This is a genomic window from Paenibacillus sp. FSL R7-0198 (assembly GCF_038000415.1).
Classification (GTDB): Bacteria; Bacillota; Bacilli; order Paenibacillales; family Paenibacillaceae; genus Paenibacillus.
The window spans coordinates 913,542-939,818 of record NZ_JBBOCB010000001.1 but is presented as its reverse complement, the minus strand read 5'-3'; the positions used below and the strand labels follow the sequence as shown (position 1 = coordinate 939,818).

25 protein-coding genes and 1 pseudogene are annotated in these 26,277 nt (G+C 43.4%); 18 read left to right on the top strand and 8 right to left on the bottom strand.

The features are described 5' to 3' along the window. Positions 1–6: 6 nt before the first annotated feature. A complete protein-coding gene (locus MKY87_RS03830) occupies positions 7–612 on the top strand; it encodes an SMI1/KNR4 family protein (RefSeq protein WP_340963012.1) in 606 nt (201 codons plus the stop codon). A gap of 106 nt (positions 613–718) precedes the next feature. Here MKY87_RS03830 and MKY87_RS03825 read toward each other — a convergent pair whose 3' ends face one another. Continuing rightward, positions 719–1,045: a hypothetical protein gene (locus tag MKY87_RS03825; RefSeq protein WP_339783102.1), complete on the bottom strand. Its 327-nt coding sequence runs from the start codon at positions 1,043–1,045 to the stop codon at positions 719–721. A gap of 109 nt (positions 1,046–1,154) precedes the next feature. Between MKY87_RS03825 and MKY87_RS03820 the strand changes: the two genes are divergently transcribed. Together MKY87_RS03820 and MKY87_RS03815 are read left to right on the top strand one after the other, a co-directional pair. Further along, on the top strand, positions 1,155–2,204 hold the full coding sequence (locus MKY87_RS03820) for a leucine-rich repeat domain-containing protein (RefSeq protein WP_339783103.1): 1,050 nt from the start codon (positions 1,155–1,157) through the stop codon (positions 2,202–2,204). 166 nt (positions 2,205–2,370) lie between these two features. Continuing rightward, positions 2,371–3,129 (top strand): cupin domain-containing protein, encoded by a 759-nt coding sequence (locus tag MKY87_RS03815; protein WP_340963010.1) that lies wholly within the window; start codon positions 2,371–2,373, stop codon positions 3,127–3,129. Between the two features lie 699 nt (positions 3,130–3,828). On the opposite strand, the gene MKY87_RS03810 is transcribed toward MKY87_RS03815, so the two are convergent. Beyond that, positions 3,829–4,875, bottom strand: a complete 1,047-nt coding sequence (locus MKY87_RS03810) for an aromatic ring-hydroxylating dioxygenase subunit alpha (RefSeq protein WP_340963008.1) — start codon at positions 4,873–4,875, stop codon at positions 3,829–3,831. Positions 4,876–5,282: 407 nt separating this feature from the next. Between MKY87_RS03810 and MKY87_RS03805 the strand changes: the two genes are divergently transcribed. Both MKY87_RS03805 and MKY87_RS03800 read left to right on the top strand, forming a co-directional pair. Beyond that, positions 5,283–5,729: a carboxymuconolactone decarboxylase family protein gene (locus MKY87_RS03805; protein WP_340963006.1), complete on the top strand. Its 447-nt coding sequence runs from the start codon at positions 5,283–5,285 to the stop codon at positions 5,727–5,729. 34 nt (positions 5,730–5,763) lie between these two features. Further along, entirely contained in the window at positions 5,764–6,699 is a 936-nt protein-coding gene (locus MKY87_RS03800; protein ID WP_340963003.1) for a sigma-70 family RNA polymerase sigma factor, read from the top strand. Between the two features lie 100 nt (positions 6,700–6,799). On the opposite strand, the gene MKY87_RS03795 is transcribed toward MKY87_RS03800, so the two are convergent. Continuing rightward, positions 6,800–7,756, bottom strand: a complete 957-nt coding sequence (locus MKY87_RS03795) for a hypothetical protein (protein ID WP_340963001.1) — start codon at positions 7,754–7,756, stop codon at positions 6,800–6,802. Between the two features lie 245 nt (positions 7,757–8,001). Beyond that, a complete protein-coding gene (locus tag MKY87_RS03790) occupies positions 8,002–8,643 on the bottom strand; it encodes a spore coat protein (RefSeq protein WP_445259895.1) in 642 nt (213 codons plus the stop codon). Positions 8,644–8,956: 313 nt separating this feature from the next. Here MKY87_RS03790 and MKY87_RS03785 point away from each other — a divergent pair, with 313 nt between their 5' ends. Further along, positions 8,957–9,541, top strand: coding sequence for a hypothetical protein (locus tag MKY87_RS03785; RefSeq protein WP_340963000.1), 585 nt, complete (start codon positions 8,957–8,959; stop codon positions 9,539–9,541). A gap of 29 nt (positions 9,542–9,570) precedes the next feature. Next, positions 9,571–10,299, top strand: coding sequence for a DUF1361 domain-containing protein (locus MKY87_RS03780; protein ID WP_340962998.1), 729 nt, complete (start codon positions 9,571–9,573; stop codon positions 10,297–10,299). A gap of 141 nt (positions 10,300–10,440) precedes the next feature. Here MKY87_RS03780 and MKY87_RS03775 read toward each other — a convergent pair whose 3' ends face one another. Beyond that, the gene (locus MKY87_RS03775; protein ID WP_340962996.1) at positions 10,441–11,379 is read right to left on the bottom strand and encodes an alpha/beta fold hydrolase; all 939 of its coding nucleotides are present in this window, start codon (positions 11,377–11,379) and stop codon (positions 10,441–10,443) included. Between the two features lie 183 nt (positions 11,380–11,562). Here MKY87_RS03775 and MKY87_RS03770 point away from each other — a divergent pair, with 183 nt between their 5' ends. Next, positions 11,563–12,147, top strand: a complete 585-nt coding sequence (locus tag MKY87_RS03770; RefSeq protein WP_340962994.1) for a TetR/AcrR family transcriptional regulator — start codon at positions 11,563–11,565, stop codon at positions 12,145–12,147. A 143-nt stretch (positions 12,148–12,290) separates the two neighbouring features. Continuing rightward, on the top strand, positions 12,291–13,313 hold the full coding sequence (locus tag MKY87_RS03765) for a serine hydrolase domain-containing protein (protein ID WP_340967372.1): 1,023 nt from the start codon (positions 12,291–12,293) through the stop codon (positions 13,311–13,313). 86 nt (positions 13,314–13,399) lie between these two features. On the opposite strand, the gene MKY87_RS03760 is transcribed toward MKY87_RS03765, so the two are convergent. Then, positions 13,400–14,380 carry a serine hydrolase domain-containing protein gene (locus MKY87_RS03760; RefSeq protein WP_340962991.1) on the bottom strand — a complete coding sequence of 327 codons (981 nt, stop codon included), beginning with the start codon at positions 14,378–14,380 and terminating at the stop codon, positions 13,400–13,402. Positions 14,381–14,633: 253 nt separating this feature from the next. Between MKY87_RS03760 and MKY87_RS03755 the strand changes: the two genes are divergently transcribed. The 5 genes from MKY87_RS03755 (at position 14,634) to MKY87_RS03735 (ending at position 19,864) form a co-directional block, all read left to right on the top strand. Next, positions 14,634–14,903 (top strand): DUF6809 family protein, encoded by a 270-nt coding sequence (locus tag MKY87_RS03755; RefSeq protein WP_338587430.1) that lies wholly within the window; start codon positions 14,634–14,636, stop codon positions 14,901–14,903. Positions 14,904–15,196: 293 nt separating this feature from the next. Then, positions 15,197–16,510, top strand: a complete 1,314-nt coding sequence (locus tag MKY87_RS03750; protein ID WP_340962986.1) for an SPFH domain-containing protein — start codon at positions 15,197–15,199, stop codon at positions 16,508–16,510. Next, entirely contained in the window at positions 16,510–17,253 is a 744-nt protein-coding gene (locus MKY87_RS03745; RefSeq protein ID WP_340962983.1) for a hypothetical protein, read from the top strand. The genes MKY87_RS03750 and MKY87_RS03745 overlap by 1 nt, the downstream gene beginning before the upstream one ends. Positions 17,254–17,762: 509 nt before the next feature. Beyond that, the gene (locus MKY87_RS03740) at positions 17,763–18,221 is read left to right on the top strand and encodes a hypothetical protein (RefSeq protein ID WP_340962981.1); all 459 of its coding nucleotides are present in this window, start codon (positions 17,763–17,765) and stop codon (positions 18,219–18,221) included. A 290-nt stretch (positions 18,222–18,511) separates the two neighbouring features. Next, complete coding sequence (locus tag MKY87_RS03735; protein WP_340962980.1) at positions 18,512–19,864, top strand: glucoamylase family protein; 1,353 nt, start codon at positions 18,512–18,514, stop codon at positions 19,862–19,864. 183 nt (positions 19,865–20,047) lie between these two features. On the opposite strand, the gene MKY87_RS03730 is transcribed toward MKY87_RS03735, so the two are convergent. Then, positions 20,048–20,686 carry a TetR/AcrR family transcriptional regulator gene (locus MKY87_RS03730; protein WP_339783140.1) on the bottom strand — a complete coding sequence of 213 codons (639 nt, stop codon included), beginning with the start codon at positions 20,684–20,686 and terminating at the stop codon, positions 20,048–20,050. 126 nt (positions 20,687–20,812) lie between these two features. Between MKY87_RS03730 and MKY87_RS03725 the strand changes: the two genes are divergently transcribed. Then, the gene (locus MKY87_RS03725; protein WP_339783142.1) at positions 20,813–22,375 is read left to right on the top strand and encodes an FAD-dependent monooxygenase; all 1,563 of its coding nucleotides are present in this window, start codon (positions 20,813–20,815) and stop codon (positions 22,373–22,375) included. Between the two features lie 120 nt (positions 22,376–22,495). Here MKY87_RS03725 and MKY87_RS03720 read toward each other — a convergent pair whose 3' ends face one another. After that, positions 22,496–24,034 (bottom strand): hypothetical protein, encoded by a 1,539-nt coding sequence (locus tag MKY87_RS03720; protein WP_339783143.1) that lies wholly within the window; start codon positions 24,032–24,034, stop codon positions 22,496–22,498. A gap of 162 nt (positions 24,035–24,196) precedes the next feature. Here MKY87_RS03720 and MKY87_RS03715 point away from each other — a divergent pair. From MKY87_RS03715 to MKY87_RS03705, 3 genes and pseudogenes are all read left to right on the top strand, one after another. Continuing rightward, positions 24,197–24,376, top strand: a pseudogene (locus MKY87_RS03715) (helix-turn-helix transcriptional regulator); the annotation flags it as partial. Between the two features lie 138 nt (positions 24,377–24,514). Then, complete coding sequence (locus MKY87_RS03710; RefSeq protein ID WP_338587415.1) at positions 24,515–25,111, top strand: cupin domain-containing protein; 597 nt, start codon at positions 24,515–24,517, stop codon at positions 25,109–25,111. A gap of 177 nt (positions 25,112–25,288) precedes the next feature. Next, on the top strand, positions 25,289–25,969 hold the full coding sequence (locus MKY87_RS03705; protein ID WP_339783145.1) for a hypothetical protein: 681 nt from the start codon (positions 25,289–25,291) through the stop codon (positions 25,967–25,969). Positions 25,970–26,277 lie beyond the last annotated feature (308 nt).

The window sequence follows — 26,277 nt, the reverse complement described above, 5'->3', positions numbered from 1 at the left end:
GTGAGATTGGAGCCGAATGTATCGTTAAACGTGCTAATGGACGAGCTGAATCACTTGTTAGATGAGAAAATACAGGATCACGAGATTCGGCAATTGTTTGAAGAATATCAACATCGGGAAGGTGCATCCGAGGAAAGTCTCGATCTATTCGAAAAGGAGTATGGCGTCCGGCTGCCTGGCGATTTTCGTACCTTTTACCAAGGCAAAGACGGTAGTGGTTACGGGTTGCATGTGCTGTACCCGGGTGATGCCGAGAAGGGCCGATGTACACCATTTTATCTGATGTCATTGGAAGAGATTCGAGAGACCAAACAATACTTCTGTGAAGTAGATGAGAAGTTGGAAGAGCATTATTCTGCGGAGGAGATCAGTCAGTTGGACCCGGAGATCAAGCCATACCTGTTCCATAAAGCATGGATTCCTTTTGCAACAATCGCGGGAGGTTCACTGTATCTGATGCTCGATTTTGATCCAACGGCGGAAGGCACGTATGGGCAGATTATTATGTACGTGCACGATCCAGACTTTGTTTATTACCTTACACCTACCTTCACGGATCTCCTCAGCATGTCGAACCGTAATCTGAAGATGATGGATGAGATCACGTATTAAATCCTGAACGATTAGATAATTCCTTAATAACAAAGAAGCTGCCGAAGCAGCTTCTTTATCTGATCTGATCTGAACCTGAACTTTGGATACGTCTCATGATTACGGATTACCAGTGGAAGAAACGATGTCCGTGAAATCCGCCGCCTGGAGGTCCTCCGTGTCCACCTGGACCACCCGGACCACCAGGTCCACCTCCGTGAGGTCCACCGGGATAGCCACCTCCTGGGAAATGACCAGGGTGTCCACCGGGGTAACCACCGCCGGGATATCCACCATGCCACCAAGGACCGCCAATTGGATATGGTAGTGGAACAGGAACGATGGGCGGGTATGGATAGGGATAAGGGTAAGGATACGGTGGGGGTGGCGGATAATAAGGGTAAGGATAACCCGCAGGTTGCGGGGATGATACTGAACCAGGGCCGTATGCCATGTAATAAGCCTCCAATAACTGGATTGATGATATCAGCCTATGCCACAGTGGTTTCAGATGATACAGCAGATTACAGATTTAATGAATATAGAGCCATGAGGGGGATCATATGGTAGCCGTAGCTTTTCACACCGACCCAAGAGGAACGGCCTATGAACTGTTGATTGACGAATTGATCGAGAAGACAGACCGGTTTATGCTGGTTGATAGAAAGTATGCAGAAGAACCTACACCTGAAAGAGTAACCAAAGTGTTACGGAGATTGGATCCGTATCTGATTGAAAGCAGTACGATGGAAGAAATGATGGTGAAAAGTGGTGCAATGTATGCAGAAGGCATCTATTACATATATCGTTGTACGCCTGAATCCGGGCAGGTTCTTAAGGAGGAAGCCAACCGCTTTCATGACTGGTTATATCCGTCATTGCCGGATGATCTTTGTTTTCTGAAAGAGGATGGGAGCGATTACTTCTACACTGTTGCTCATGAGAATATGTATGGCATGCACATTACACAAGAAGAAGCAATTGAGTTAATGGAGCGTATCACAGGGTTGTTTTTTAGATTAGATCGACATCAGGACATTCATTCCTTACTGGACGATGCGATTAGTCATCAGACGGATGTGCTGAATATTAGTTCATATTACTTGAAAGAGATTCCGGAACGGATTCGGGAATTAAAGCACTTGAAACGTTTGACGATTTTTGAGCAGGATGTTTATACGCTTCCTCCAGCCCTTTTTGAACTGACATCATTGGAAGAATTGGAGATCATGACGGCTGATTTGGAAGGTATTCACCAAGACGTTGGGAAATTGAAACAACTCCGAGAGCTTAGAATTTATTGCGGTAGTTCTTATCATGTTCCGACCGGGTGGAAGCCAAAGGAGAAGTCGGACCTTGGTCTGAAACATATTCCAGCCGAGATTGGTGAATTGAGTGAACTCGTAACTCTGGATATAGGCTACTCGGGCATACGTGAGCTTCCACCTGAACTGGAGAAACTGAAGAAGCTGCGTTATTTGAGTGTAACTAATGGTTTAATTGAGGGAATTCCAGACATGGTCAAGCGAATGAATTGGCTTCAGAGTGTAAATTTGAACAGTACACCATTAGGAATTAGTTGGGAGGGCATCTCTGACGAAGAAGAATTTTAATAGCCAATGAGCCCTGATTTGTATGTCCGAGTCAGGGCTATTTGTTGTTCGATAATAACTTGGCGGAAATGGGCTCACGTATCTGGGCGCTGGGCATAAGCTGGCATATAGGTTATGACCTAAACCGAGAGCGAAGGGCAGGCGTTTTATTTTGGCAACCTCATACATGGATTACACTTTACCAACCACCGAATTTACTTACGATTTGAGCAATAACCCGTTATTCAAGAAGGATGAGAACAACTATATTAACTCTCTTTCCATCAAACAGTTAAACACACTAGGCAATACTTCTTTACTGGATATTTTCCTCAACACGGGCAATGTGGTTGAACCACATACGCATCAGAATGCTACCGAGTTGGTATACTGTATCAGCGGTTCGGCAGTTGTTTCCCTCATTAATCCGTTTACCAACGAGCTGCTTCATTTCCCGATTACTCCGGGGCAGGTGGCTAACGTTCCTCAAGGCTGGTGGCACTATGAAGTGGCTACTGCTGATCATACGCACTTACTCGCAATCTTTGATGCTCCTATTCCTGAGGCGATATTTGGCTCAGACACCTTGCGTCTTACACCTGCAAAACTTTTGGCTTATACGTACTGTCTGGATGAGAAAAAAGTTCAAGAAGCGCTTGCTCCCATTCAAAAAACAGTGATTATTGGCCCGCCGGCAGATTGCCAGCCTTCAACTGCTCCTGCCTCTAACAGTGCTCCAAATGTGAATCATCAGCCTTATGTGATGCCTAACGTACAGCCAAACATGCAGCCCAACACACAGCCAAACAACCAACCAAACATGCAACCTTACGTGAACCGGCTTCCGTACTGGGGCACTTGGGTTGATCCGCGTATTATTCATGAACCGGGGTGTCCGTATTATAGAGAGCTTCCTGTGAATACGAACAATCAAGAGGAAAGATGACGTTCCTGAGGCGAGGTTTATCTAGTACACATAAGTATTTCAGTTAAATTAGGTATAGCAAAAGAAGCGTCCACAAAGGAACGCTTCTTTTGTTGATTAAAGGTGTCTTCAAACCTGCTGAAAGCTGATGCATACTTAAACTTGTCTGGAGCATAGAGTGCTAACGAATCGTAGGCGTCTTAATCAAGGATTTGAGGCGCGCCCAGAAATCTAAAGAATCTGAGACACGTTATATCAGAATAAACAGCCGTATGAAGTGTTTTTATCGGGGATTATGGGAAATAAGATGTCTGGAGTTCCTTACAATTTTAAATGAGGATCTAGAGGCTAAATAAGACGTCCTGTGTTCCTTAGAAAATGGTCTACCTTTCCCCAGAGTCCGCAGGATGGTACTTCAAGACTTTCTTAGGCGCTGCCATGCATCATTGATAACTTGCCTGAGATTAAAGAAGAACACCTATATATGTTCAACTAAACATTTACACGATAACGGAGAGGGCAGAAATAACTTGAAGAAGCGGAGCGTTGGCCTAAAAGATTTCTAAAAGAAAGCTACATCGGAAGCCTACGCTATCACCGGATTTTCCCTTTCAAAAATTGGAATAAAAAAATCTGGGGATAACAGCGATCGTAAAGTTATTCTGCCATCGGAGTGCCAGTGTAAATATATTCAATAGTTGAACTTATATATGATTTAATTTACGATGTGTAATTTCGTCCCAATCCAAGCTCGGTTAATAACTGACGATAGGCAATCGAAGTACGGTCTGCAGGAATATGGGCCTCGGCATGCAGATCAAGGGGGAGATCCTCCGGTTTCTGTGACTCGACCATCTCACGGTCTTCTTCAAAGACCTGCAAGTTAAACTTGATTGTGTCTTCAATCGGAGCGTCTTTGTCAAAGTTGCGTGTGATTGGACAGAATAAACGTGTATAACGGGCAGAGATTGGCGAAGCACAATTCAGAATATTCAGCTTGTCGTCTCCTGGGAAATGTACCGTAAGAGAAGCCGCAAAAGGTGGGAACACTCGAAACTCGCGCAGCCATTGGAAACCTTCAGGTGCAACAAGATCCTGCCCTTTGCCATAGTTACTCACCGTACTCCAATACTCGGCCAGTAACTCATTACCTTTGCGTTTCACTTTGTATTGGGGGACTTCGGTGTTGTTTCGGTCACCAAACGTTTCGGTATGCACATAGGCAAAATGGGATACATCCAGGAAACCCTCCATTTGTCGTCCAGAGGAACCAGCAATGTCAAAGTTGGGTGGCAGAATATTGATATAATCCGGATCATCCCATCCAGGGAAGGAGGGGATCTGTTCTTCTGTTCCCGCCAAAGTGGTCCATATTAAGCCATAACGTTCGACTGCCGGATACACGATAAGTTTGAGCTTAGGCGAGATCTTGGAACTTGGGTGCGCAGGAACTACGGTACATTTGCCTTCGCAATTATAACGAAAACCGTGATAAGGGCAGACAATCTCGCCATTTTCTACCCAGCCTTTGCTAAGCGGGGCCCCGCGGTGAAAACAAAGATCTTTGGCTACGACAACCTGATCATTACTGCGATAGAGAACCAGCTTCACATCGAGTAATTGAGCAGCAAGTGGTTTGTCTGTTACTTCGGTTGCTTGGGCTACCGGATACCAATATTGGGATAATACATGCCAGTCTTCAGCGGTGAACGTACACCCTCTAGGCAATTCGGAAGTTATTGTATGGTTTGCGTTGGAAGTTATCATAGGAAACACTCCTTGCTGATATGGATAAACGATTCTCTTTTTAATGTCAGAAAAGTTAACTTAATTAGCCGTATGTTACTACTATTTTGGTCAAAGTATCAATATATCCAACCTACTTTTGGTTGAAAACACAAACACTACAGCAAAAACCGTACATGAATACGGAAAAACGCTTATTTTTCTTACGTTAGATGTTAATTGTAAAAAGAGAACAACCTTTCAGTATGTTTTTCCATTATTGATTATTAACTCCATGGATATTGTCCTGCCATCAGAATCTCAGTGTGAATATTCGTTAGATGAGCTGCCATCCTTGTAGGCATAAAAAGATTTTCGTAAAGAATGTCACAGATTCCGACTGTCATTTGTCTTCAGTATGTAGACCAAATGACGGAGGCGAATGAGAAATGAATTTAAGAACGAACTACAGAGTAGCGAGTCCAGGCGCATTTAAAGCGATGATGGCGATGGAGCAATATATATCCGGGCAATTTGAGGATAAAGTGTTATACGAATTATTGAAAATCCGCGTGTCCCAGATCAATGGCTGTGCCTTTTGTCTCGATATGCATGCCAAAGATCTGATGAAACTGGGAGATTATGCGGATCATATTTTATTGCTGAGTGTGTGGCGTGAAGTATCTTTCTTCACGGATCAGGAACGTGTTATGCTGGAGCTGGCTGAAGCGGTGACCCGAATCTCGGAACACGGTGTACCCCTTGCGTTGTACGATAAGGTTCGTGAACATTTCAGTGAATCCGAACTGGTGGATCTGATCCTGGCCATTAACACGATTAACAACTGGAACCGGATTGCGATTACAACAGGAATGTATCCGGGTTGCTTTAACTAAAAATACATGCACCATGCCAGAGGGGGCCATTCTCATGAATTCCAATCTCCACGCCAATGAGCCAGAAGTGTCTTCTCTGGATGTTGGTGAGTTGTATATTCGTTATAAAAATTATGCATTTTCAATAGCTTACCGCATGCTGGGCAGTGTGGTAGAAGCTGAAGATATTGTGCAGGATTGTTTTGCGGGGATTCAGAGCATGTCTGCTCAGGATATTCGTAATCCGAAGTCCTACATTGCCAAACTGATTGTGAACCGAAGCTTGAACCTGCTAAATTCTGCCCGTAATCAGCGGGAAAGTTATGTTGGTGAGTGGCTGCCAGAGCCGATGGGTGACAGAGAAGTGGGGAATATGCCAGAGGAAACGATGCAGAAGAAAGAGATGATCTCCTACGCCTATCTGGTCATGTTGGAGCGTCTATCGCCCATGGAACGGGCTGTTTTTGTACTTCGTGAAGCATTTCAATATGATTATTCCGAAATAGCGGATTGGCTGGGCAAAAAGGAGAGTAACTGCCGTCAAATCTATAGCCGTGCCAGACGAAATCTGCCCGAAAAACTACCACCGATCGAGCAGAGTGATACGGATATGATAGCCAAAGGTGAATTGCTCAGCCGTTTTACAACGGCTTTCCTTCGTTATGATGTCGCTGCGATGCTGGAGTTACTGGCGGATCAGCCTGTATTTACAGCAGATGGCGGTGGCGTTGTGCATACAGTTATGAGAACAATGAACGTTCACAAAGGTGTGCTTGCACTCCTGACCTCACGGCGAGTCCTTACGCTATTGCGTGAAAGAGAATGGGTGCCGATGTGGATCAATGGTGAGCTTCAACTTGCGTTGATGAAAGAAGGGCAATTGTCCGAAGTACTCTGTTTGGAGTTGGACGCTTCTGGAGAGCGGATTGAGGGCGTGTATCTCGTCGTAAATCCGAACAAACTTACATCAATAGACACTTCAGTTCTTTGATCCAAATGTAAGGACTTGATATGTAAACTTCAAAGCGGCACCCTCTGTCACGAGGATTGCCGCTTTTTTTTGCATTCACATTTTGTTATTCAGCATCCAATTACTCCGGGGCAAATTGTTGTTGAACAGTTTCGATGATTGCTCTGACTTCAGGTGTAAGCTCATCATTGTTCTGATTGAGGACCAGCAAAATCTTTTCCATAGTGTCCAGAATAACACTCTCCGTATTGGGCTCCCGCTTAGCCAAAGCTTTCTCGTAAGCCTTTTTCACCTCAGGGTCTATGGTGCGGATTTCTTCGTCGTCCGTGTACCAATCATATGCAGGCGTGTTGTCACTTCCGTAAAACAGGTAATCCACAGATATCCACTGCTTCACTGCTGATGTACGATTGGAATTCGGGAAGTTGTTCAAAAAGGCTTCTTTCTCCAATATACGCTGAATTAAATCATTCCAGGAGATGATAATGCCACCATCTGAAGTTGTCATCTGATTGGACTCGGTAGCCATGATATTAATGTATGCAGCAATATCAGCTTTAACAAAAGGTTTGAACTTTTGGTATATCTCATAATTGATGATGGGATAATACAAGCCTTCACTGGTTTCCAGTTTGAACCCGAGATCAGAAGCTTCCTGCAGAAGTTTCTTCACTGCCGGATCTTTAATTTCTTTGAGTAAACGACTATATGTAAGCTTCTGTTCGTAACCAAGTTGTTCATGGGCTTGAGATATGGCCTGTTGAAACGGTTCCGTATACATTTGGTGATCCATGTCCGCTAGCTTCACGTTCTGCATGTTCTCCAATTGCAGGGTCATTAATGTTGCCTGCCAAGGACCGACTTTGTCGATATGATTCATCAGGTATTTACGTGCTTTAATCAGACTTTCTGTGGACTTCACTGCTTCTGTTCGATAGGTTTGGAATTGATGATACACCGCTTTGGAAGCGGGAACAGGTGCAGCCAGTGTTGTTGAAGGTGTGATTGTTGCGCCAATGGCAGTACAGCCGAGAGCCATAGCCAGTAAACCAAGTTTAGCAGGTTGCTTCCATCTCATTTGTATACCTCCCCATAATGAAGAAAAAGCCATTTGAATTTTCTTATAACCGCATTTTACCGTGTTTTATATGTATGATCCGTATGTTGAATATGTAAGTTCTGTCTTTGATTAAACCAGTTTCTGGTAAGCGAATCAAGTGTCTTCAGTAGGAAAATGATTGTAAATAACCAAAAAACAGCCCCTAAAACCCGAATGGGTTGAAGAGACTGTTCTCTGGGGAATCGGACTCTATATTTTCTAAGTTAATGAAGTGGTTTATTGCTGATAGGCATCTGAGGTGCTCCGGTTGCTGGAATGTATGCCTGAAGCATCTGTTGTGTATCACTTGGAGTGAGCTGAGGTACTTGATAATAGGCGTTTTTATTCTGGAACATGAAAATTTCATAGGCCATCTCGATAAAATGCTGGATCTGTGAAGCGATGACTCGGCGAACCGTTCCATTGGTGATCTCGCTGCAGGACATGCCGAGCAGACTCGCATGTGACTTGATCAGTCCCAGCATATGACCGCTAATCCCGGCATCCTTTACATCAGCCAAGCTCTGGTTTGGCTTTTTCGGTGCTGATGGCTTAAGGCCATATACCGGTGGTACGATGTTGGGGATCATGTAGGTTGCTGTCTCTTGATGAGGCTTCTGTCCGGATGCAAAACACTCTGCTGTCAGATTGTACTGGGATAATATGAAATTATACTGCCGGTCGAGAATGCCAATCAGTTCCTGGCTCTGCACAAATGTACGAAAGATCATATATTGATCCAGCACGTTAATGGTGGAGGACAGAATCTCATGCACATCGAACATCTCATGACCGCCATGGTTCATGTTAGGGGTGATATTTGGATTGGTGTTCAATGTGGGTTGTACTGCATTCTGAGGGTTCATGGAATTTGGATTCATTGTAAATTTGATTCTCCTTTGGTAAATGGTATGATTCTATTTAAGTTGAACTAAATTATATTTACACTTGCCACTCCGATGACAGAACAACCTTCCGATCGATGTTATCCCCAGATTTTTAATTCGATTTTACAAAGGTGAAAATCCGGTGATAAGCTTATGCTTCCGAAGAAGCTTTCTTGTAGAAAGCTTTTAGCGAACGCTTCACTTCTTCAGGTTCTTTCTGTCCTCTGCGTTCTCGTGCAATTGTATAGTTCAACTTCTATAGTATGCTTGGAGAGTAGTAAGTTTATGTAATATGTTAGGAGTATACGCACAAATAGGAACAGGTATGGTGGTGGTTAAGATGGAGGAGACCGATTGGAGTGTAGCAAAAGATTTGTTCGTCAAACATTACGGGAGCGCTATACAGATGCATCGGGAAGGTGTATATGCCGACTATAAGCGCTGGGATGTACCCCAAGAGTTAGAAGAACAATGGATAGGAGAGCGAATTCAACAATTAAGTTCCGAGCTGTCTATCATGAATTGGGATGCGGTGGATGAACTTGCGTTGATTGCCAAACATCGGACAGAACCCAGTATTATTATGGCAATAACAGCATTTGCATCGAGACAATTGAAGAGTGCGGACAGTATGGTTCGTCTTGTGTATGCTGAACGTCTGATTGAGCTGATTAAACGGTATGAATGCTCTCTGCCAATGGACAAGATACGGGAAACCTATCAATTGACGATGGACTTGCTGGTTGATGTGGCGACAAAACCGTTGGTGCTTGATCCAGGTCATGAATTACAGCAGTATGGATTAAAGGATAAACGTGGATTGAATTTGCGCGTGGAAAAGAATAAGGAAGAAATTATCCGATATTTTCAAAATTAATTGAATTTTATCAAGTGAGGTCAGAATCATTGAGAAAACTGAATTATATTCGCATATTTATTTTCCTTAGTGTGGTCACAATAGTAACGCTTGGTTTGTACTATGTAGCCGCAGATTGGCTGGATCAGCGTTATTTCCGCTTCCTGATCTGGAATCTGTTCTTGGGCTGGATTCCTTTTGTGTTCTCTTATGCAGCCTATCTTCTAAGTGATGTGAAATGGAAAGGTGCCGCATGGCTTGCAGTCGCAAGTGGGCTGCTGTGGTTGTTATTTTTCCCGAACTCTTCTTATATTGTTACGGATTTGGTTCATCTGACAGCAAGAAGTTCCCGGTATTATGGTGGTAATGGGGTCGACTACACGTATTGGTACGACTTAAGTGTTGTATTGATGTTTGTCTGGACTGGACTCTTGCTTGGCTTCCTGTCGATGTATCAGCTTCAGGAAGTGATCTATCACCGAATTGGACGCTGGGCATCCTGGATCTTTGTGCTGGCTGGCTGTGCTTTGGGAAGTTATGGAGTATTGCTTGGGCGTGTATATCGACTGAATAGCTGGGATGCACTGACGAATCGTGAGACGTTGATTGAGCTGATGCACGAAAGTGTAAGCCGCCCGTCTCTGGCGTTTTGCCTGTTTTTTGGCACGTTTATCACTACAATCTATGCCACCTTGTATTATCTGATCAATACGAGGACTCCTCGTGAAATGAAGAAGAGTGCAGGAAGTCCCGAGTCGGACCTGCAAGCGTTACGCTAACTCATGTTTTCTTAAGGCCGAACTCATTAGATCTAATCTTAATGTATATTGCTTAAAGGGCTGTTCCAAGTCATACCCATGGCTATTGGAACAGCCCTTTAACATTGGATTGAGCGCAGGATGTTCTGAAGAAAAATATCTCTACTTATCAGAGATTAACTCAAGGATTGTTTTTACAACCAGTTCAGGTTCATCGTGAATAATCATATGACCACTGCGGGTGGCCACAATGAGCTGACTTTCCTTCGATATATTCAACATGTTACGCTGTCCCGATTGCCATATGGATTCGAGCTTCTGCCCAATTTCAACCGGAATCCCTGCACTAGCATAGTCTTGAGGACGTCCGCGTGCAATGATACGTACAGGGATTGATCCAAGACGTTGGCCACGAATGGCATCTTCTGTTGAATGAGCGTGGAGGGCTTCTTCTTCTTTGGCGTGAAAATAGGAGGGGGTAGCAATCACATTAACAAAAGTATCCCGATCTTGCTTGGCAACCAGACCATCAAGCATAAAGTCTGGAAATAATCTGAAAGCTCCAGATACCTTTAGTAAAGATAACAAAGAGGCAGGTGGGTTTCCCTGAAACTGAGCCTGTTCCAACAAAGCCTTTGTATTCCGTTCATCATCCTCAGGTCTCGCATCAATGAGCACAAGGCTCTGAACCTCACTTGTATACGTCTGTGCGAAGAGTCTGGCATACATACCCCCAAGGGAATGACCTACTATAACGTAAGGGCCGCGGATATTCTCTTTCTCCAGAGCTGCATGTAAATCGTTGACGATATTTGCACCTTTACGTTCTGTAGGTGCAGATTCACTCCAGGCATATCCTGCGCGATCATACGTGACCACGGTTGCATGTTGGGCTAGTTCCGCAGGAATGTCTCTCCACGACAAACTGGTCTCACCACTTCCAGCCTCCATAAGTATGGTTGGCGAACCATTGCCTTGTTTATGAATGTGTAGTTGGTAACCGTTGACTTGAACTAACGTACCCGGAGGTGGAAAATTCTTTTTGGCCTGAGCCGAAGCAAACCACTCGTAAAGAAATGCTGCAACGAACAGGAGTAGCATTGTGCAGAATATCCTTACTATGAAGGTGAGAACGCTGAATTTCTTACGTTTTGAGGCGGGGATAGTTGTATGCATGATCTTATGAATTCCTCTCCTACAGCTGTTTTTTATTTAGTACAATGTATTAAAAAGTATTATAGCACAGTGTATTACTAAAAGAGAAGTTTGGTGTATAATGTTGTCATGCCAAAAATCGTAGATCATGAAGCTCAAAGGAAAATCGTTGCTGATGCAGCAATTCGGGTCATTCAAGTGCACGGATTAGAGCATGCTACAGTTCGGAATATAGCGAAGGAAGCGGGACTATCTGTAGGGTCCATGCGGCATTATTTTGCCACACAGGCCGAATTGTTCACCTTTTGCATGAATCTTTTTGCAGAACGGGTACAGAAAAGGGTGGAGGCGTTACAGATGAGTGGATCTGTGCTGCAGGATATGAAGAATCTGCTCTTGCAATTTCTCCCGTTGGACGAAGACAGAATCATGGAAATGGAGGTCTGGTTTACGTTTACAGCCAAATTATTGGTGTATCCGGAATTAAAAAAGTTAAGTGATCAGATGCATCAAGGGATGTATCGGTCTGTTCAGTGGGTAATACAGGAATTGCAGAAGCAAGGTATGACACATCCTGATCTGGATGCCGAGATGGAGATCGAGAAGTTATATGCTCTTGTGGATGGACTCGCCATTCATATGTTAATGCAGCCAGATAGACTTACAGCAAAACGAGTGATTGAACAGCATTTGAGCACACTTTGTCCAACTTAATCTTACGTTGTATGAAGAAGGGTTATTTCCTTTTATAAGGGAGTAATCCTTCTTTTTATGCAAATTTGGCAGGTATGCAGGAGATGACGAAGAATTAAGAATGAGAATGTAATGAATACATAGACAAGTAGGTGAACAACAAAATGTTGAATGTATTAGAGCTGACAACAAAAGTAGAAGAAGTCATGGAACGTGTGAATTTTTCGGGTGTTGTATTACTTCAGCAAGCCGGGAAAACCCTTTTGAATATGAAACGTGGTTATGCGAATCGCAGTGAAGAGCTTGCCAATCAGGTGGATACACGCTTCGGAATTGCATCAGGATGTAAAATCTTCACGGCAGTGAGTATATGCCAACTCATAGAAGCGGGCAAGTTATCTGCTGATTCCAAGCTGAACGATGTGTTGGATGTGGATTTTCCACTATGGGACGAAGAAATCACCATCCATCAGTTGTTAACACACACGTCAGGTATCCCAGATTATTTTGATGAAGAAGTGATGGAAGACTTTTCAGAATTGTGGAAAGACAGACCGGTTTACGCAATGAGGCGATTAAGTGACTTTCTGCCCATGTTTCAGTATCTGCCGATGAAGTCTGCTCCGGGTGAACGTTTTCACTACAACAATGCGGGTTTCATTGTGCTGGGGCTTATCGTGGAACAACATTCAGGACAGTCGTTTACAGATTATGTGGAAGAGCACATTTTCAAACGGTGTGGCATGAAGGACTCCGGTTATTTCGTAACAGATCAGCTTCCGCGCAACACAGCTTTAGGCTATATCGATCATGAAGACGGCTCTTGGAACACCAATATGTTCTCCATTCCTGTCAAAGGTGGATCAGATGGCGGGGCCTATGTTACGGCACCTGATATGATTCGATTCTGGGATGCTTTGCTGGGTCACCAATTGTTGAAAGAAGAGACGACACAGCAGTTATTAACTCCACATGCTCATCAAGAGAATGAAGAGTACTATGGGCAGGGTATCTGGATTGACCGCAAAGAGGAAGACATTTTCAAATTTCATGTCATGGGGTTTGATCCAGGGGTGTCGTTCATGTCTTCCGTTTATCCGGACTATGATCTGCAACTGGTTGTAGTCTCTAATCAGGAGTCTGGTCCGTATCCATTAACGATTGCCATCGAAGAAGCTTTGGCATGACGAATAAACCCCAGCCTATAGGCTGGTTAATGCCTACATAAGGTTGGGGGTTCATTGGTCGAACAGGATAGCAGGACTGCCCGTGTTTATAACATTTTCCATAGCTCAGGGGCGATTAATCGCGGGAAAACATCCAGCGGAGGTTTCTCTTTCTTTCGTTTGTCATTGGTTAACACCGTAACAAGTTCCAGCTCTGGGACAATGTATACATACTGCCCACCAAACCCTCTTGCGTAGTAATAATGGAGATTGGGTTGGTCGTCTTCAGAAGCAATATCTTCGGCGGCAGATCTTTCATTCGGATAGACATCCACCCACCAATGCCAGGCATAACTGCCGTGATTCGGTGGAGTGACTGTAATGAAAGGCTGCGTCGAACGGGATACGAGATCACTTGAAATGAGAGACTTACCCTCCCACATACCTTGCTGTAGAAACAGCTGACCGAATTTCAGCAGATCTACGGGTAACATCTTAAGACCGAATCCGCCAGTATGTACACCTTGAGGGTCACTTTCCCATTCATAATCCTTAATTCCCAGCGGAGCAAAAAGATAATGTTCTGCGAACTCGGCTACGTTCATTCCTGCATTTTGCATCAGGATGGCGGATAGAATCTGTGATACTCCTGAATTGTATTCCATGTATGTACCCGGTTCATGACTTAAGCGCTGTTCCAACGCAAAATCCACCCAATGATCGGTGCGGGTCATGCGAGGAAATGAATTCTGCCCCCCGAACTCATCCCAGTTGAATCCGGCTGTCATGGTAAGCAGTTGTTCCAGTGTGATCGCTGGTTTACGAGGGTCAGGATCGGATGTCAACTGTGGGAAAAAGGTGGAGATTGGGGTTGATGCCTCTGGCAACAAACCTTTATCCATCGCTATACAGTTGAGTGTGGATAGCACACTCTTGGTACATGAATTGATTTTTGCAATATCTGTCGCAGCCACTTGGTTGCGGTAGTGTTCGTACATAATCTCACCGCGTACGCTGACGAGGCAGCTTCGCAGATCCAGCGGTGGAATGATCTGTTCTAATTTGGATGACAGTGATGAAGGATTCATAGTGTCCTTTCTGTGCGGTTGATTTGTTATACGATGTTGTGGAAATAGGTGTCCATATCGTAGCATACTCCCGAGGTAGGGCTCAACAAGCGCTACATTATTATGTTACAGCAAGCATGTAAAATACGATTTTCGATGTAAGCGATAAGAAACCCATGCGAATATCGCATAAATCCCCAGCATTGTCTGTCAATCTTATATAATTGTCAGGAGAAGAGTACCAGACATGTATAAGAGAAAGGGGGGCTGTGATGTGGGAAGTATATTAGAACAATTATATTACGGTAACCTGAGACCAGAGGAGAACATTGTTCCTAAAGACGCAGAGTATCGATCGATTAATAAGGAGATTACCGCTTATATCGATAAATTCCAGAAAAGGCTTTCGGAGGAAGACTTTAAACAACTCGAGGTATTGTTTGATAAGATGGATCAAGTTCACTCTATACATTCAAAAGAGGCTTTTGCGAGTGGTTTCAAAATTGGGACGTTGATTATGATCGAGAGTGGATACTCAAGCTAATATTTTGATTTTTCACAACCTGTGGTTTTATAGTTAACCTCTTTCCTATTAACATGTGGAAGAGGTTTTTACTATTATGAATATGCGAATATAGGAAAATTTTCGTATGAAAAATGAACTATGTTAGTGCGTAATAAGGTTAGAAATGGTAAAATATCTATGCCTAAACATGAAAACAAGTTAATGAAAGATCATTATAGCTTTTTAATATAGGAAATAGTGTAGAATCAGTGTTTTAGCAAGAGTGCTTCTATCAAATTATAGTAATCTAATATTGAATTGAGGAATTGAACATGGCGATTATTGACGTAATTAAGTATGATGGCTCACCTGATGTGTTTGCTTGGAAACATCCCGAGACTGAGTTGGGAACATGGACCCAGTTGATTGTGAATCAATCTCAACAAGCAATTCTTTTTAAGGATGGAAGAGCGCTTGACATGTTTGGACCAGGAAGGCATACGCTGAGTACTGCGAATATCCCGATCTTGAACCGACTCGTTAACCTTCCGTTTGGAGGAAAGTCACCTTTTGCAGCAGAAGTCTGGTATGTCAATCAGGTTAGCGCATTAGACGTTAAATGGGGAACAGCGAATCCGATTCAGATCCAGGATCCCAAGTATAATATTATTGTTCCCGTAAGAACATTTGGACAAATGGGAATTAAAATTACGGATTCACGAAAATTTTTGGTCAAGCTTGTGGGAACACTGCCAGAGTTTAACCAAGTTAATATGATTAATTACTTCCGCGGGTTGATTATCATGAATATTAACTCCATGTTGTCATCATATCTAATACATAGAAAAGTAAGTGTTTTGGAGATCAATGCCTATATCGCCGAGATATCACGTCATTTTGCAGATACGGTAGCTTCTACTTTTGAAGAATTTGGTATTGAGTTAATCAACCTGTATATTCACAATGTCAATCTGCCCGAAGAAGACCCTTCCGTCATTCGATTAAGAGAAGCGTTGGCACGCAAAGCTGAGATGGATATCATTGGGTACACATACCAGCAAGAACGTTCGTTTGACACGCTTGAAGGTGCAGCCAAAAATGAAGGAAGCATGCAGTCAGACATCATGGGCGCAGGGCTTGGTATGGGCATGGGGGTTGGTCTTGGTGGTTCTTTCAGTAGTGAGATGTCCCAGATGTCTAAAGTGATGTCTACTAAGGAAACGCCTGCGGTACACATATGTAAGCATTGTCATCATCCGAACCAGGAGAACAGCTCATTTTGCAGCAAATGTGGCAATTCATTAGCTGAACAATCCGCAGCCGCAGCAACAACAGACTGTAACAATTGTGGACATGCCTTGCAGAAGGGAACCAAATTCTGTCCTAACTGTGGTGACAAATACCATGCATGTCCATCATGTGGAGCGGATAATGCGGAGAGCGCATTGGAATGTATCCAATGTCATCAACCGATGCCTAGCCCATGCCCAAATTGTAACCATATGAATTCCGGTCATACAAAATTCTGTGGCAACTGTGGCACAAGTTTAAGTTTGAAGTGTAGTCGGTGCCAACATGAAGTAAAACCCGGTCAGAAGTTCTGTCTCGATTGCGGAAACAATCTGCAAGAAGGAGGACAGGCATAGTGATGGTAAAACGGAGCAATCTCTTGATTTTGGATGTCGTCTATTTAATATGCATGTTAGTATCCTCAATCGTTTCTTTTACGGTGTTTAATGATGCGCTTTTATCGTTTTCTTTTTGGATGAATCTCGTTGCTTCTTATGTAGCGATTACGGCAATTTGGATCTACGCACGGTTCATCATGCAAAATATGGATCGGTTTAAAAGGCTTGTTCCAGGTTACACAGCGTTAGGTGTAGTATTGGTTATTTATCTGATGTGTGTGATGATCTACACCTTGTTAACAGGTTCAGCAGATCATGCGCTTCGTTGGTTCGTATTGTTACATACGGTAACGATTGCCATCGCAATTATTTTGTGCGGAATCATTATGATCTATATTCAGAGTGCGCGCCGTCATGAAGCAGATGAACTTACAAAAATCGGAAATTTACAATCAATCGAAAATGCTTTACAGCAATTGCTTCACACTATGGTCCAACATCCCGTCTTAACTGTGGAAGAGGAGCGCAAAACCGTTCAATCATTAATTGAACTTGTAAAGTATAGTGACCCAATCACTCCGGATTCACTTGAGAAAAATGACCGCCAGATCTTGTTGGACATTGAATTGATGAACAGTGAACTTGCAAATCAGTACGAGGCAGGGGAATTGATAAATAGTGAACGTATTGCTTCGCAACTTTCCCAGTTAAGGTTCCGTTTGAAAGAGCGCAATCAACAGATCTTGATAAGTAAATCATAAATTGCAGGAGGAAACGCAGTGAAGAAATTTTTTGGCATTTTATTCATTATCCTTTCGTCCGTGACGATCCTGTTATCTTTAATATTAATATCCGAAGGAACAGAAACGGCCATTATAAGTACAATAATTCTTTTTATCCCCGGGGTTATCGTTCTCGTTACGGGCATTAAAATGTGTGGTCGACCTAAATCTCATTCTAGGACTGATCAATATCATCACTACGATTCTATTGATAAGCATAATTACGAAGATCAGCATCATGAGAAATATGACGAGACACCTCAAGAATCTGTAGCCGTGAATTGTTCAGGGTGTGGAGCCAAGGTAAAGGTATATCCTACTTTGTCTGCGGATTGTGAGTATTGCGGAACAACGATGAGGATCTCGTAGTCGTAGTTAACATAAATAGACTGTAACAGCTTTAGCGGATGGATACCTGTAGTGTGTCGGCTAGGCGTAGAGTTTGTTTGGGAGGAATCAGATTGAGGAAGTTTTTCGGGTTCATTTTTATGGTGTATGCAATTGGCACACCCATTGCTTTTTTCAATGCAGACAATCACAAAAGTGGAGATCTATTTGGCATAATTGGAGTTATTATCGTTGAATTTTTATTTTTGTTTTTTGGTATTAAATTGCTTAGGAAAAAACGTGTTAAGAAAAAGCGTGTCCCTGAACGAAAGTTTTATGGGGGAGACTATGGAGGTCATCTTGATCGCGAAAATGCGAATCCGCATACTTATTCAAGTTACAATAGCAACACCGTGAGTTACAGTAGTCATAATACAATTAACTATACAGAGATCAATTTTTCAGATAAGGAAAACACTGAAGAGAAAGCCGAAGAAAAAGTTGAAGAGCCACAAAGGCCTGTTTCAGTGAGTTGCCCGGGGTGTGGGGCGAAGGCAAAAGTGCTTCCCAAGCAATCAACGGACTGCGAGTATTGCGGAACAACAGTTGTAGCAAATTAGAATGGTTCAGAATGGATACGTGAAGGGTTAAGCCTGATTCCTATGGAGTCGGGCTTTTAATCTCCTCAATTTAGAATCTCTAAAAGACCCTCAAACGATCAAATCGTCATATAATTCCACGTGAGTTGCCTTAATGTAGTCCCTTTAATGAAACGTTTCGAATTCACATTTATAATTAATCCACATTATGTTCAGTGTTTGTAAGCGTTCTATTTTCTTGTTTACGGAAATGGGAAAATTATGATAACATATACACGAAACGTTTCGAATCCATTTGAAGGGAGAAAATCATGAAAAAAGTAAAACAATTCAGCTTCATTTTAACTTTTTGTCTGTTAGCTAATCTAGCTTTAACTCCTATGGCTTCAGCAGGTGACTCAAGCAATTTAATTGGATTTCGAACAGAATTGAAAGCGATTGCATATAAAACCTATACGTTTTTTGAGGACTATACGGATGAGAACACTGGCTTGACTTACGATGAAGTGCGGCTCACTGAAAACGGGACAGAAGAAGCTAAACGTACCTCGCCCACGAACATCGCAATGTATATGATGAGTACCGTTTCAGCGCAACAATTGGGCATTATTTCAAAGAAAGAAGCTGTACATCGCCTGCAAATGACTATACATTCCCTCGAAAAGTTAGAAAAGTGGAACGGCCTATTTTATAACTGGTATAACACGGATGACGGTTCAGTGAAGAAAGATTGGGGACAATTTATTTCCCAAGTCGATAATGGCTGGTTATCCGCTGGTTTAATTGTTGTTGGGCAAGCCTATGAAGAACTTCATGGGGAAACAAGCAAGTTGGTTGAAAATATGAATTATACTCCGCTATATGATCCTGAAGTAGGCCAATTCCGCGGAGGTTATGATGTGGCTAAAGGCGCGCTGACGGACCACCATTACGGAATGTTTTACACGGAACCACGTGTAGGCAGCTATATTGCTATTGGGAAAGGTGACGTTCCTCAAGATCATTGGTGGAAGATGTATCGCACATTACCTCAAGAATGGGATTGGCAAGCTCAGATTCCTCAAGGCAAATCCGTTAAGTACGATGGAGTGGATGTGTTTGAAGGAAGTTATGTATACAAGGACAAAAATTTTGTGCCAAGCTGGGGAGGCAGTATGTTTGAAGCTCTTATGCCGGGTATGGTCATAAAGGAAAAAGAGATGGGTACTCAAGCTTTGGGATTGAACAACCAGCGTCATGTCGAATTGCAAATCGAATATGCCAAAGAAAAAGGGTATGCCGCATGGGGCTTTTCACCTTCTGCAACTCCGACAGGTTACAGTGAGTTTGCAGCAACGCCGTTAGGTACCTCGGGTTACAAAGATGGAGCAACGGTAACAGCACATGCATCATTCCTGGCCCTGGATTATGCCCCTGAAGCTGTTCGAAAGAACATTAAAGCTTTAAAGAACTTCAAAATGTTTGGCAAATATGGGTTCTATGACTCAGTCAATGTTGAAACGGGAGAACTTACAAAAGCTTATCTGGCACTGGATCAAGGAATGATTATGGTATCGATCGCTAACTATCTTCAAGATGGCGTTATCCGCGATTATTTTCACAGTGATGTGATAGGGCAGACACCAGATGAATTATTGAAAAAAGAAGTTTTTTCCATTCAATAAAGGGTTGCTTTAGATTAGAGCAAGTTCACTAACGAATGGGACCAAGATAAAAAGATGGGCGGAACGAAGCAGGATATCAGCATGCTTCGTTCCGTTTTTGCGTTTACCATTGATAATAAAGTCGCAGATCGATTAGATTATGGAATTTATCCGGAAAAAGAAAAGGCATTTACAATGGCGATTTTAAGACTTACGTTGTGGGGCATAAGCGCAAAGAAAGACGCGTACGCCTTCAGTGATGATACGTTTAGTTTGCTCCTCCTCTAATGTCCCGATTTTTCCCGGTTGATTAAATACCAATAAAAACGTTAATGCAGCGAAGTGCTTTGCAGCCATTTTAGGATCAATCACATCGAGCAGTCCGTTTTGTCCAAATTCTGTAAACCTCCTGATAATCCCCTCTTCAGTTGCGTTATCCAGCCTTTCAAAAAACGAGTCTGACAGGTTGGCAGCTTCCACCATAACCAGACGGATCAAAGCCTTGTAATCGGACGAACCGTTTGCAGAAGCTATGATTTGTTCACAAAATAAGATGAGTGCCTGCTCAAGATCTTCGAATTTCAAGAGGTGGTCTGAAATCCCTTGCTCAATCATGACGAGAACCGCCGAACTGGATTCTCCCACAACGGCAAGCAGTAGGTTCTGTTTGTCCCCATAATAATCATAAACTGTCCGTTTGGAAACTCCCGCTTTAGTTGCGACCGCATCGACACTGGAACGATCAAACCCTTCCGAAAGAAACAGATCTCGTGCCGCCGCAATAATTTTAGCTCGTTTGTCTGAAGAGCCTTTGCGGATTTTCTTGTTTTGCGTATGATCCATTCTTACGTTTTCCCCCTTATATGTGTATTTCAGAAATGGATTAGAGTCCTGCTTTACAAACTACACTGTACGGTGTAGTGTAACAAATGTAGCGTATCAAATCAATGATCAAGGAGGTTTTTATTCATGAATACCATACCGTCTGTTGTTGATGTTCTCATTGTCGGGGCCGGACCCACAGGGCTTACACTTGCCTGCGACCTTGCCCGTCGAAACGTCAACCATCGTATTATTGAACGAAGCACCGTGTATAACGTTGCATCTCGCGCCAAAGGAATCCAGCCTCGCTCGCTTGAAGTCATCGATGATTTGGAAGCCGTTCACTACATTGTTGATACAGGTGTTGTGGACTTGCCTGTTCGTTATTATACCGCAGATGGCAGAAGTGTGGACAAGCCGACTATTACCGTTGCAGCCAGCGCCGAACTTGAGACACCCTATCGTGATCCGGTCTGGATTGCTCAATTTGATGTGGAAAAAGCGTTGCGCGACCGATATGCAGTGCTTGGCGGTCAAGTTGAGTTGGGCATGGAAGCTGTAGGGCTTGTTCAGGATGTGGATGGTGTATCGGTAACGTTGAATACAGCACAAGGAGAAGAGCAAATTCGTGCTCGTTATGTAGTCGGCGCTGACGGGGGCAAAAGCAATATCCGCAAATTTATACACTTACCGTTGGTTGGGGAAACACATGATCATGAGCGATGGTATCTTGGCGATGTACGATTGGAAGGGTTAGATCGTGACCATATCCATATCTGGACTTCTTCGGAGGGGATGATCGGGGTGACGCCGCTACCAAAATCCGATATTTGGCAACTGCAGGCTACAATTCCGGCAGACATTGATGAACCAGAGCAACCGTCGCTAGAGGTGTATCAAGCCATGTTTGACCAGCGCGCCGGGGCCGGACGTGTTCGGCTTACGGATGCTTTTTGGTTGTCCATCTACCGGGTCAACGTTCGTATGGTTGAATGTTACCGAAACAACCGGGTCTTTCTTGCCGGTGATGCTGCTCATGTTCATTCGCCGGCCGGTGGTCAAGGCATGAATACGGGAATACAGGACGCATACAACCTCGGCTGGAAGCTGGCGGCTGTCATACACGGAGCAGACACCGCCTTACTCGACACCTACGATGAGGAGCGCCGCCCAGTGGCTCAGGCCGTGCTCAAAGACAGCACTAAGAAGATGGGAGGCGTTATAAGAACGGCGACTGAAGGCGGAGGGTTGTCCCAATCCTTGAGCACCATATCCGACGATCTGACGAGCGGGCTTCTCATTTCCTATCGTTCAAGTTCGCTTACCCATCCGTCTGCTCGAACAAATGCTACCCGTTTACTTCCTGGAGATCGTGCTCCTAATGCTACTGGACTACAAGGCACCGGGTTTGCAGGAAGTGTCTTTGACCTCTTGCGCGGCCCACACTGGACGCTTTTGGCTTTTGCAAACAACATTGATCCTTCTCTGAAGAACTTCACCAACGATGCACTCCATTTGCATTATATCCTTCCATCTAAGGTGGAGGGGGCGGAAGGTATAATAGACACTGCAGGGAATGCCTATCGAGTTTACGATGTCGCAAGTAAAGAACTTGTATTGATTCGTCCTGACGGTTACATTGCCCTGCGCACCTCCATTGATGATACCGCATCGATCCTGAATTACTTGAAATTGTGTGGCTTATCATAGGATCGAGCGACCCAAGGTTCTGCGCGAGTCACGTCATCTTATTGAAAATAGAGTGTAAGAAATTCTATTCATGCAAAAAAGGGTCCTGCCATTTTCATAACAGGACCCTTTTTGTGTAGCCTAGAAATCCCTCAAACGATCAAATACCTCATATAATTCCTCGTGATTGACCTTAATCAAATCATCTTGACGCAGTTCCAAATTCTGTTGTAGCTGATTCAGTAACTCCGTTAGAACAACATAAATCTCTTCCCGCTCAACAGTTTCAATAAAGCCGGTCTTGGCATCCATCTTGTTGAAGGTCTGTGTATAGTTCTCAACCATGGAGACGAGTTGTTTGTGCATAGCTTCCTGATTATTAAAATCTTGACTTAAGTGACGGATTTCCTTCGAGCACTGCTTGTACAATTGAGCTGCTTTTTTGGCGTGAGCTGCCTTGATGTGGTCCCGTCCATCCCAATCCCGAAATGGATTGTTCAGGTTCTCCGCAAGCCATTCCGGTTTGCGTGCTTTGGTGATCTCTATATCATGTCCGGCAGCAGCAGATTTTTTATATCTTGTTTTAATCGATTTGGCTGCATCGGCAGGCAGGCTGGTTAGCCACAGCGTAGCCAATTTTGGAAGTTGCTCTGGATCAGGGAATTGTTCACCTTTGAAGCCGAACAGGTCGTATGTAGTGAAGGTTTGCAAATTTGCCAAATGCTGAATCGATTCTATATGGGATACATTGCCGGGTTTACCCCACAATCGCAACTCTGAAAGCTCAGGATAATACTGCACAAGTGGCTCCAGATTGAGCTCCGTGATATCTCTGATATACAGACCTTCAAGCCGTGAGATGCCCGTAACCTGTGGCAGGCCCGATGGAACATTGAGAGTGATGCATTTACCGTCTTCATAAGCCACGATACGCAGATCAGGAGATAACTCTCCTGTGAAATTCAGACTTTTCATCTTTGTGTTCAAAATTAACTCCTTCAACCCGCTGACATCCACAATAAGTTTGGTCAGGTGACTGCTGCTGATATCGAGTATCGTTTGACCATGATGTATGATATGAAGTTCATTAATGAACGGGTTGTCCTCTATAAATGGAAAGATCGATTCCGTATATCCATCCATTTCAATATGTGTCAGGCAAGGTAGCTTTGCGAGTTCGGCTACATCTTCCGCAGATGTAGGCCTGAAATCGCGGAGTGTGCTCGTACTGCGCCGCATTACACGATTGCCAACCATGACTTCTTTGTCATCATCCGCAGCTTGTTTGAACTGCGCTCTTCGGATCGCATCGATACCTTCCCATTCACGCTGGAGATAGAGACTTTCTCCGATCGGCCAGCCTCCACCATACGTATTTGTTTCCTCGGTGTAGGGAGGAGGGATATTGCCTGCAAGCACATACTGTGAAGGAACATTAGCACTCACGAAACTATGGACAAGTCGTTCATTCCAGAAATAGAAATTACAGATCAACGGTTTCATCTGATGAAGCTGCATCTCATTAGGCAGTTGATCACCGGTCCAATCCAACTGAAGGACGGAGGCAAGCGTGTCGGAAGTTTTACCCTCCGTTTCTTTCAGTCCAATCACCTGGCAGGCTGTATATTGTTGTAATTTTTCGACGTACACGCAGTACACATCTCCAACATTGGGGATCATGTTACGCTCCTTTCGTTCTGCACCAATCGATGCTAAGCTACTTGTAAACCAAGTATTCTGCAGAACTAATAATAGATGAATTATATCAAAGTCATTCAGAGACTACCATTTCGGGATAGGGGCGAACAGGCTTGAATACTTTTATAAAAAGGAACGATGTTTATGGATACAAGTATGAGCCGTAACAAAAAACTGGGTGAGTTCTTGAAATCACGGAGAAGCCGCATTCAACCGGAACAGGTTGGATTGTCAGGATCTTATGGACAGCGAAGAACACCTGGTCTACGGCGGGAAGAAGTAGCGGTATTGGCTGGTGTAAGTGCAACTTACTACACGTGTCTAATTCGTTTATACATGATTCTAAGAAACCTAAAGTTCAGGATTAAAACAATATATAACATGTGTCAACGGTATTATCTTTCTATTCTCCGGCATACAGTACAACAATGAGATGTATGCCCAAGGAGGAGAAATGATCGTATGATGAATCCGATTTTACAAGCCCCGAATGTTCCGCTGGCAGCCGATTCCAATGCGGTTGTCAATTATCAGAGGGATTCACGCAACTATGTAACCCAGTTGTTTGGAGAACAGCTGCCGACCATTGCGAATGGTTTCTTCAACGTGTACTTAAGCAAAGGAATTATTGTGCAGCCGCACTGGCACACCAATGTCACGGAGATGGTTGTGGTCATCACCGGTGAAATTACAGCGTCAGTCTTCAATCCGTTTACGCGTGAACGATTGACATATCGTCTGAAACCAGGGCAGGTCGTGGTATTTCCGAAAGGCTGGTTTCACTGGTTTGTCGCTGAGACAGATGATGTATATGTATTAACTATCTTTGATCAACCAACGCCTGATATTGTGTTTGGAGCGGATTTCTTGGCAGCTACACCGCCGGAGGTGGCTCACCGCGCGTACTGTTTGGATGAAGAGGCGTATGCCAGAGCCGTTGCGTCCATTAAAAATGATGCGATTCTGGGCCCTCCAATAGGATGTGATACGCAGGTCTCTGATCAATCGACTTCCCCTTCCAAGACGTCCGTGTCACCATCCAGTAAGCTGAAGTCTTAATTCAAAATTCCTTATTCATTATCAAAGTACAGAGCCTGTAACTGGAGAATAACAGTTGCAGGTTTTTTGATGTGTCGATGCAATAATCTTACGATAAAAATTCAAAATGCCTGAGTCAGTGTGTTCCGTTCTCTGTTAGTATAGTATGAACATCCAACAAAAACGGAGGACTCATGAATGAACATGTCAGAACTGAAAACGCTTGAAATTGCAATGAGTTATGCACCTATCTTGATGTTTGACAGAGCCGAACCCTTTTATCCTGATTTTGTTGGCATTTCTGTGTTGCATCAATCTGGGCCTTCACCATCGTTCAGAAGGGACATTAAGTTTCCGACCGAGGCAGTACAATATGTAATTGAATATGCAATCTGGTGGGATTATGAGATTGGACATTTGTATGAAATGGAGCATGTATGGGTTTATGTGGGTCATGATGGAGAGGTAGTAGACTGTGAAGCCAGCTTTCATGGGAAGGTGCTACGCGGATTGTTGAAGGAACGGGTCAATGTGGTTGGACATCATGTATGTCTGTACTCGCAGCCAGGCAAACATGCTTTCTCACCACTTCCAGTTGTATTTGAGTTATTGCCAAACCTGTATAGTGCAGCAGGTGCCGAAGCTGGATGTGATGGGCTACTTGTGAATGAGTTGTTTCAAGGTTATTTTGAAACGAATGAACTGATCGATGCTCAGGTGGAGCGTTATCTGCAGACCAAAGCGTTTGTACCTACCATGGAGTTCGAAGAATATTTACTAAAACCGGAGATGTTCATGACGTGGGATAACCTGTTTGATATTATTCCGCATAGGATTAAGGACCGCTTAATAGAACTGGAGCAGCTATATAACACATAAGTAATTAGTTTTAAACGGGTTTTATGTTAATTTAAAGTGTGTTTTTTCGCTTCAAAACCAAACTTTGTTAATTCGGGTTTGGTTTTTTTTTTTTATGGGAAAATGGACTCAGTATGAGTAAGGATTTATTAGACTTAAGTCTTGAAATGTTGAGTATGTGCAGCAAAATACATAATTTTTACGCATGGAAAATGATATTTGTTAGACGTAAGAACTATACAACTTCTTATGTAAATATAAGAAAATCATATCACATGAAATTTTGTATGGAGATGTATTTGCAAATCAATGCAGAATGTAGATTATAC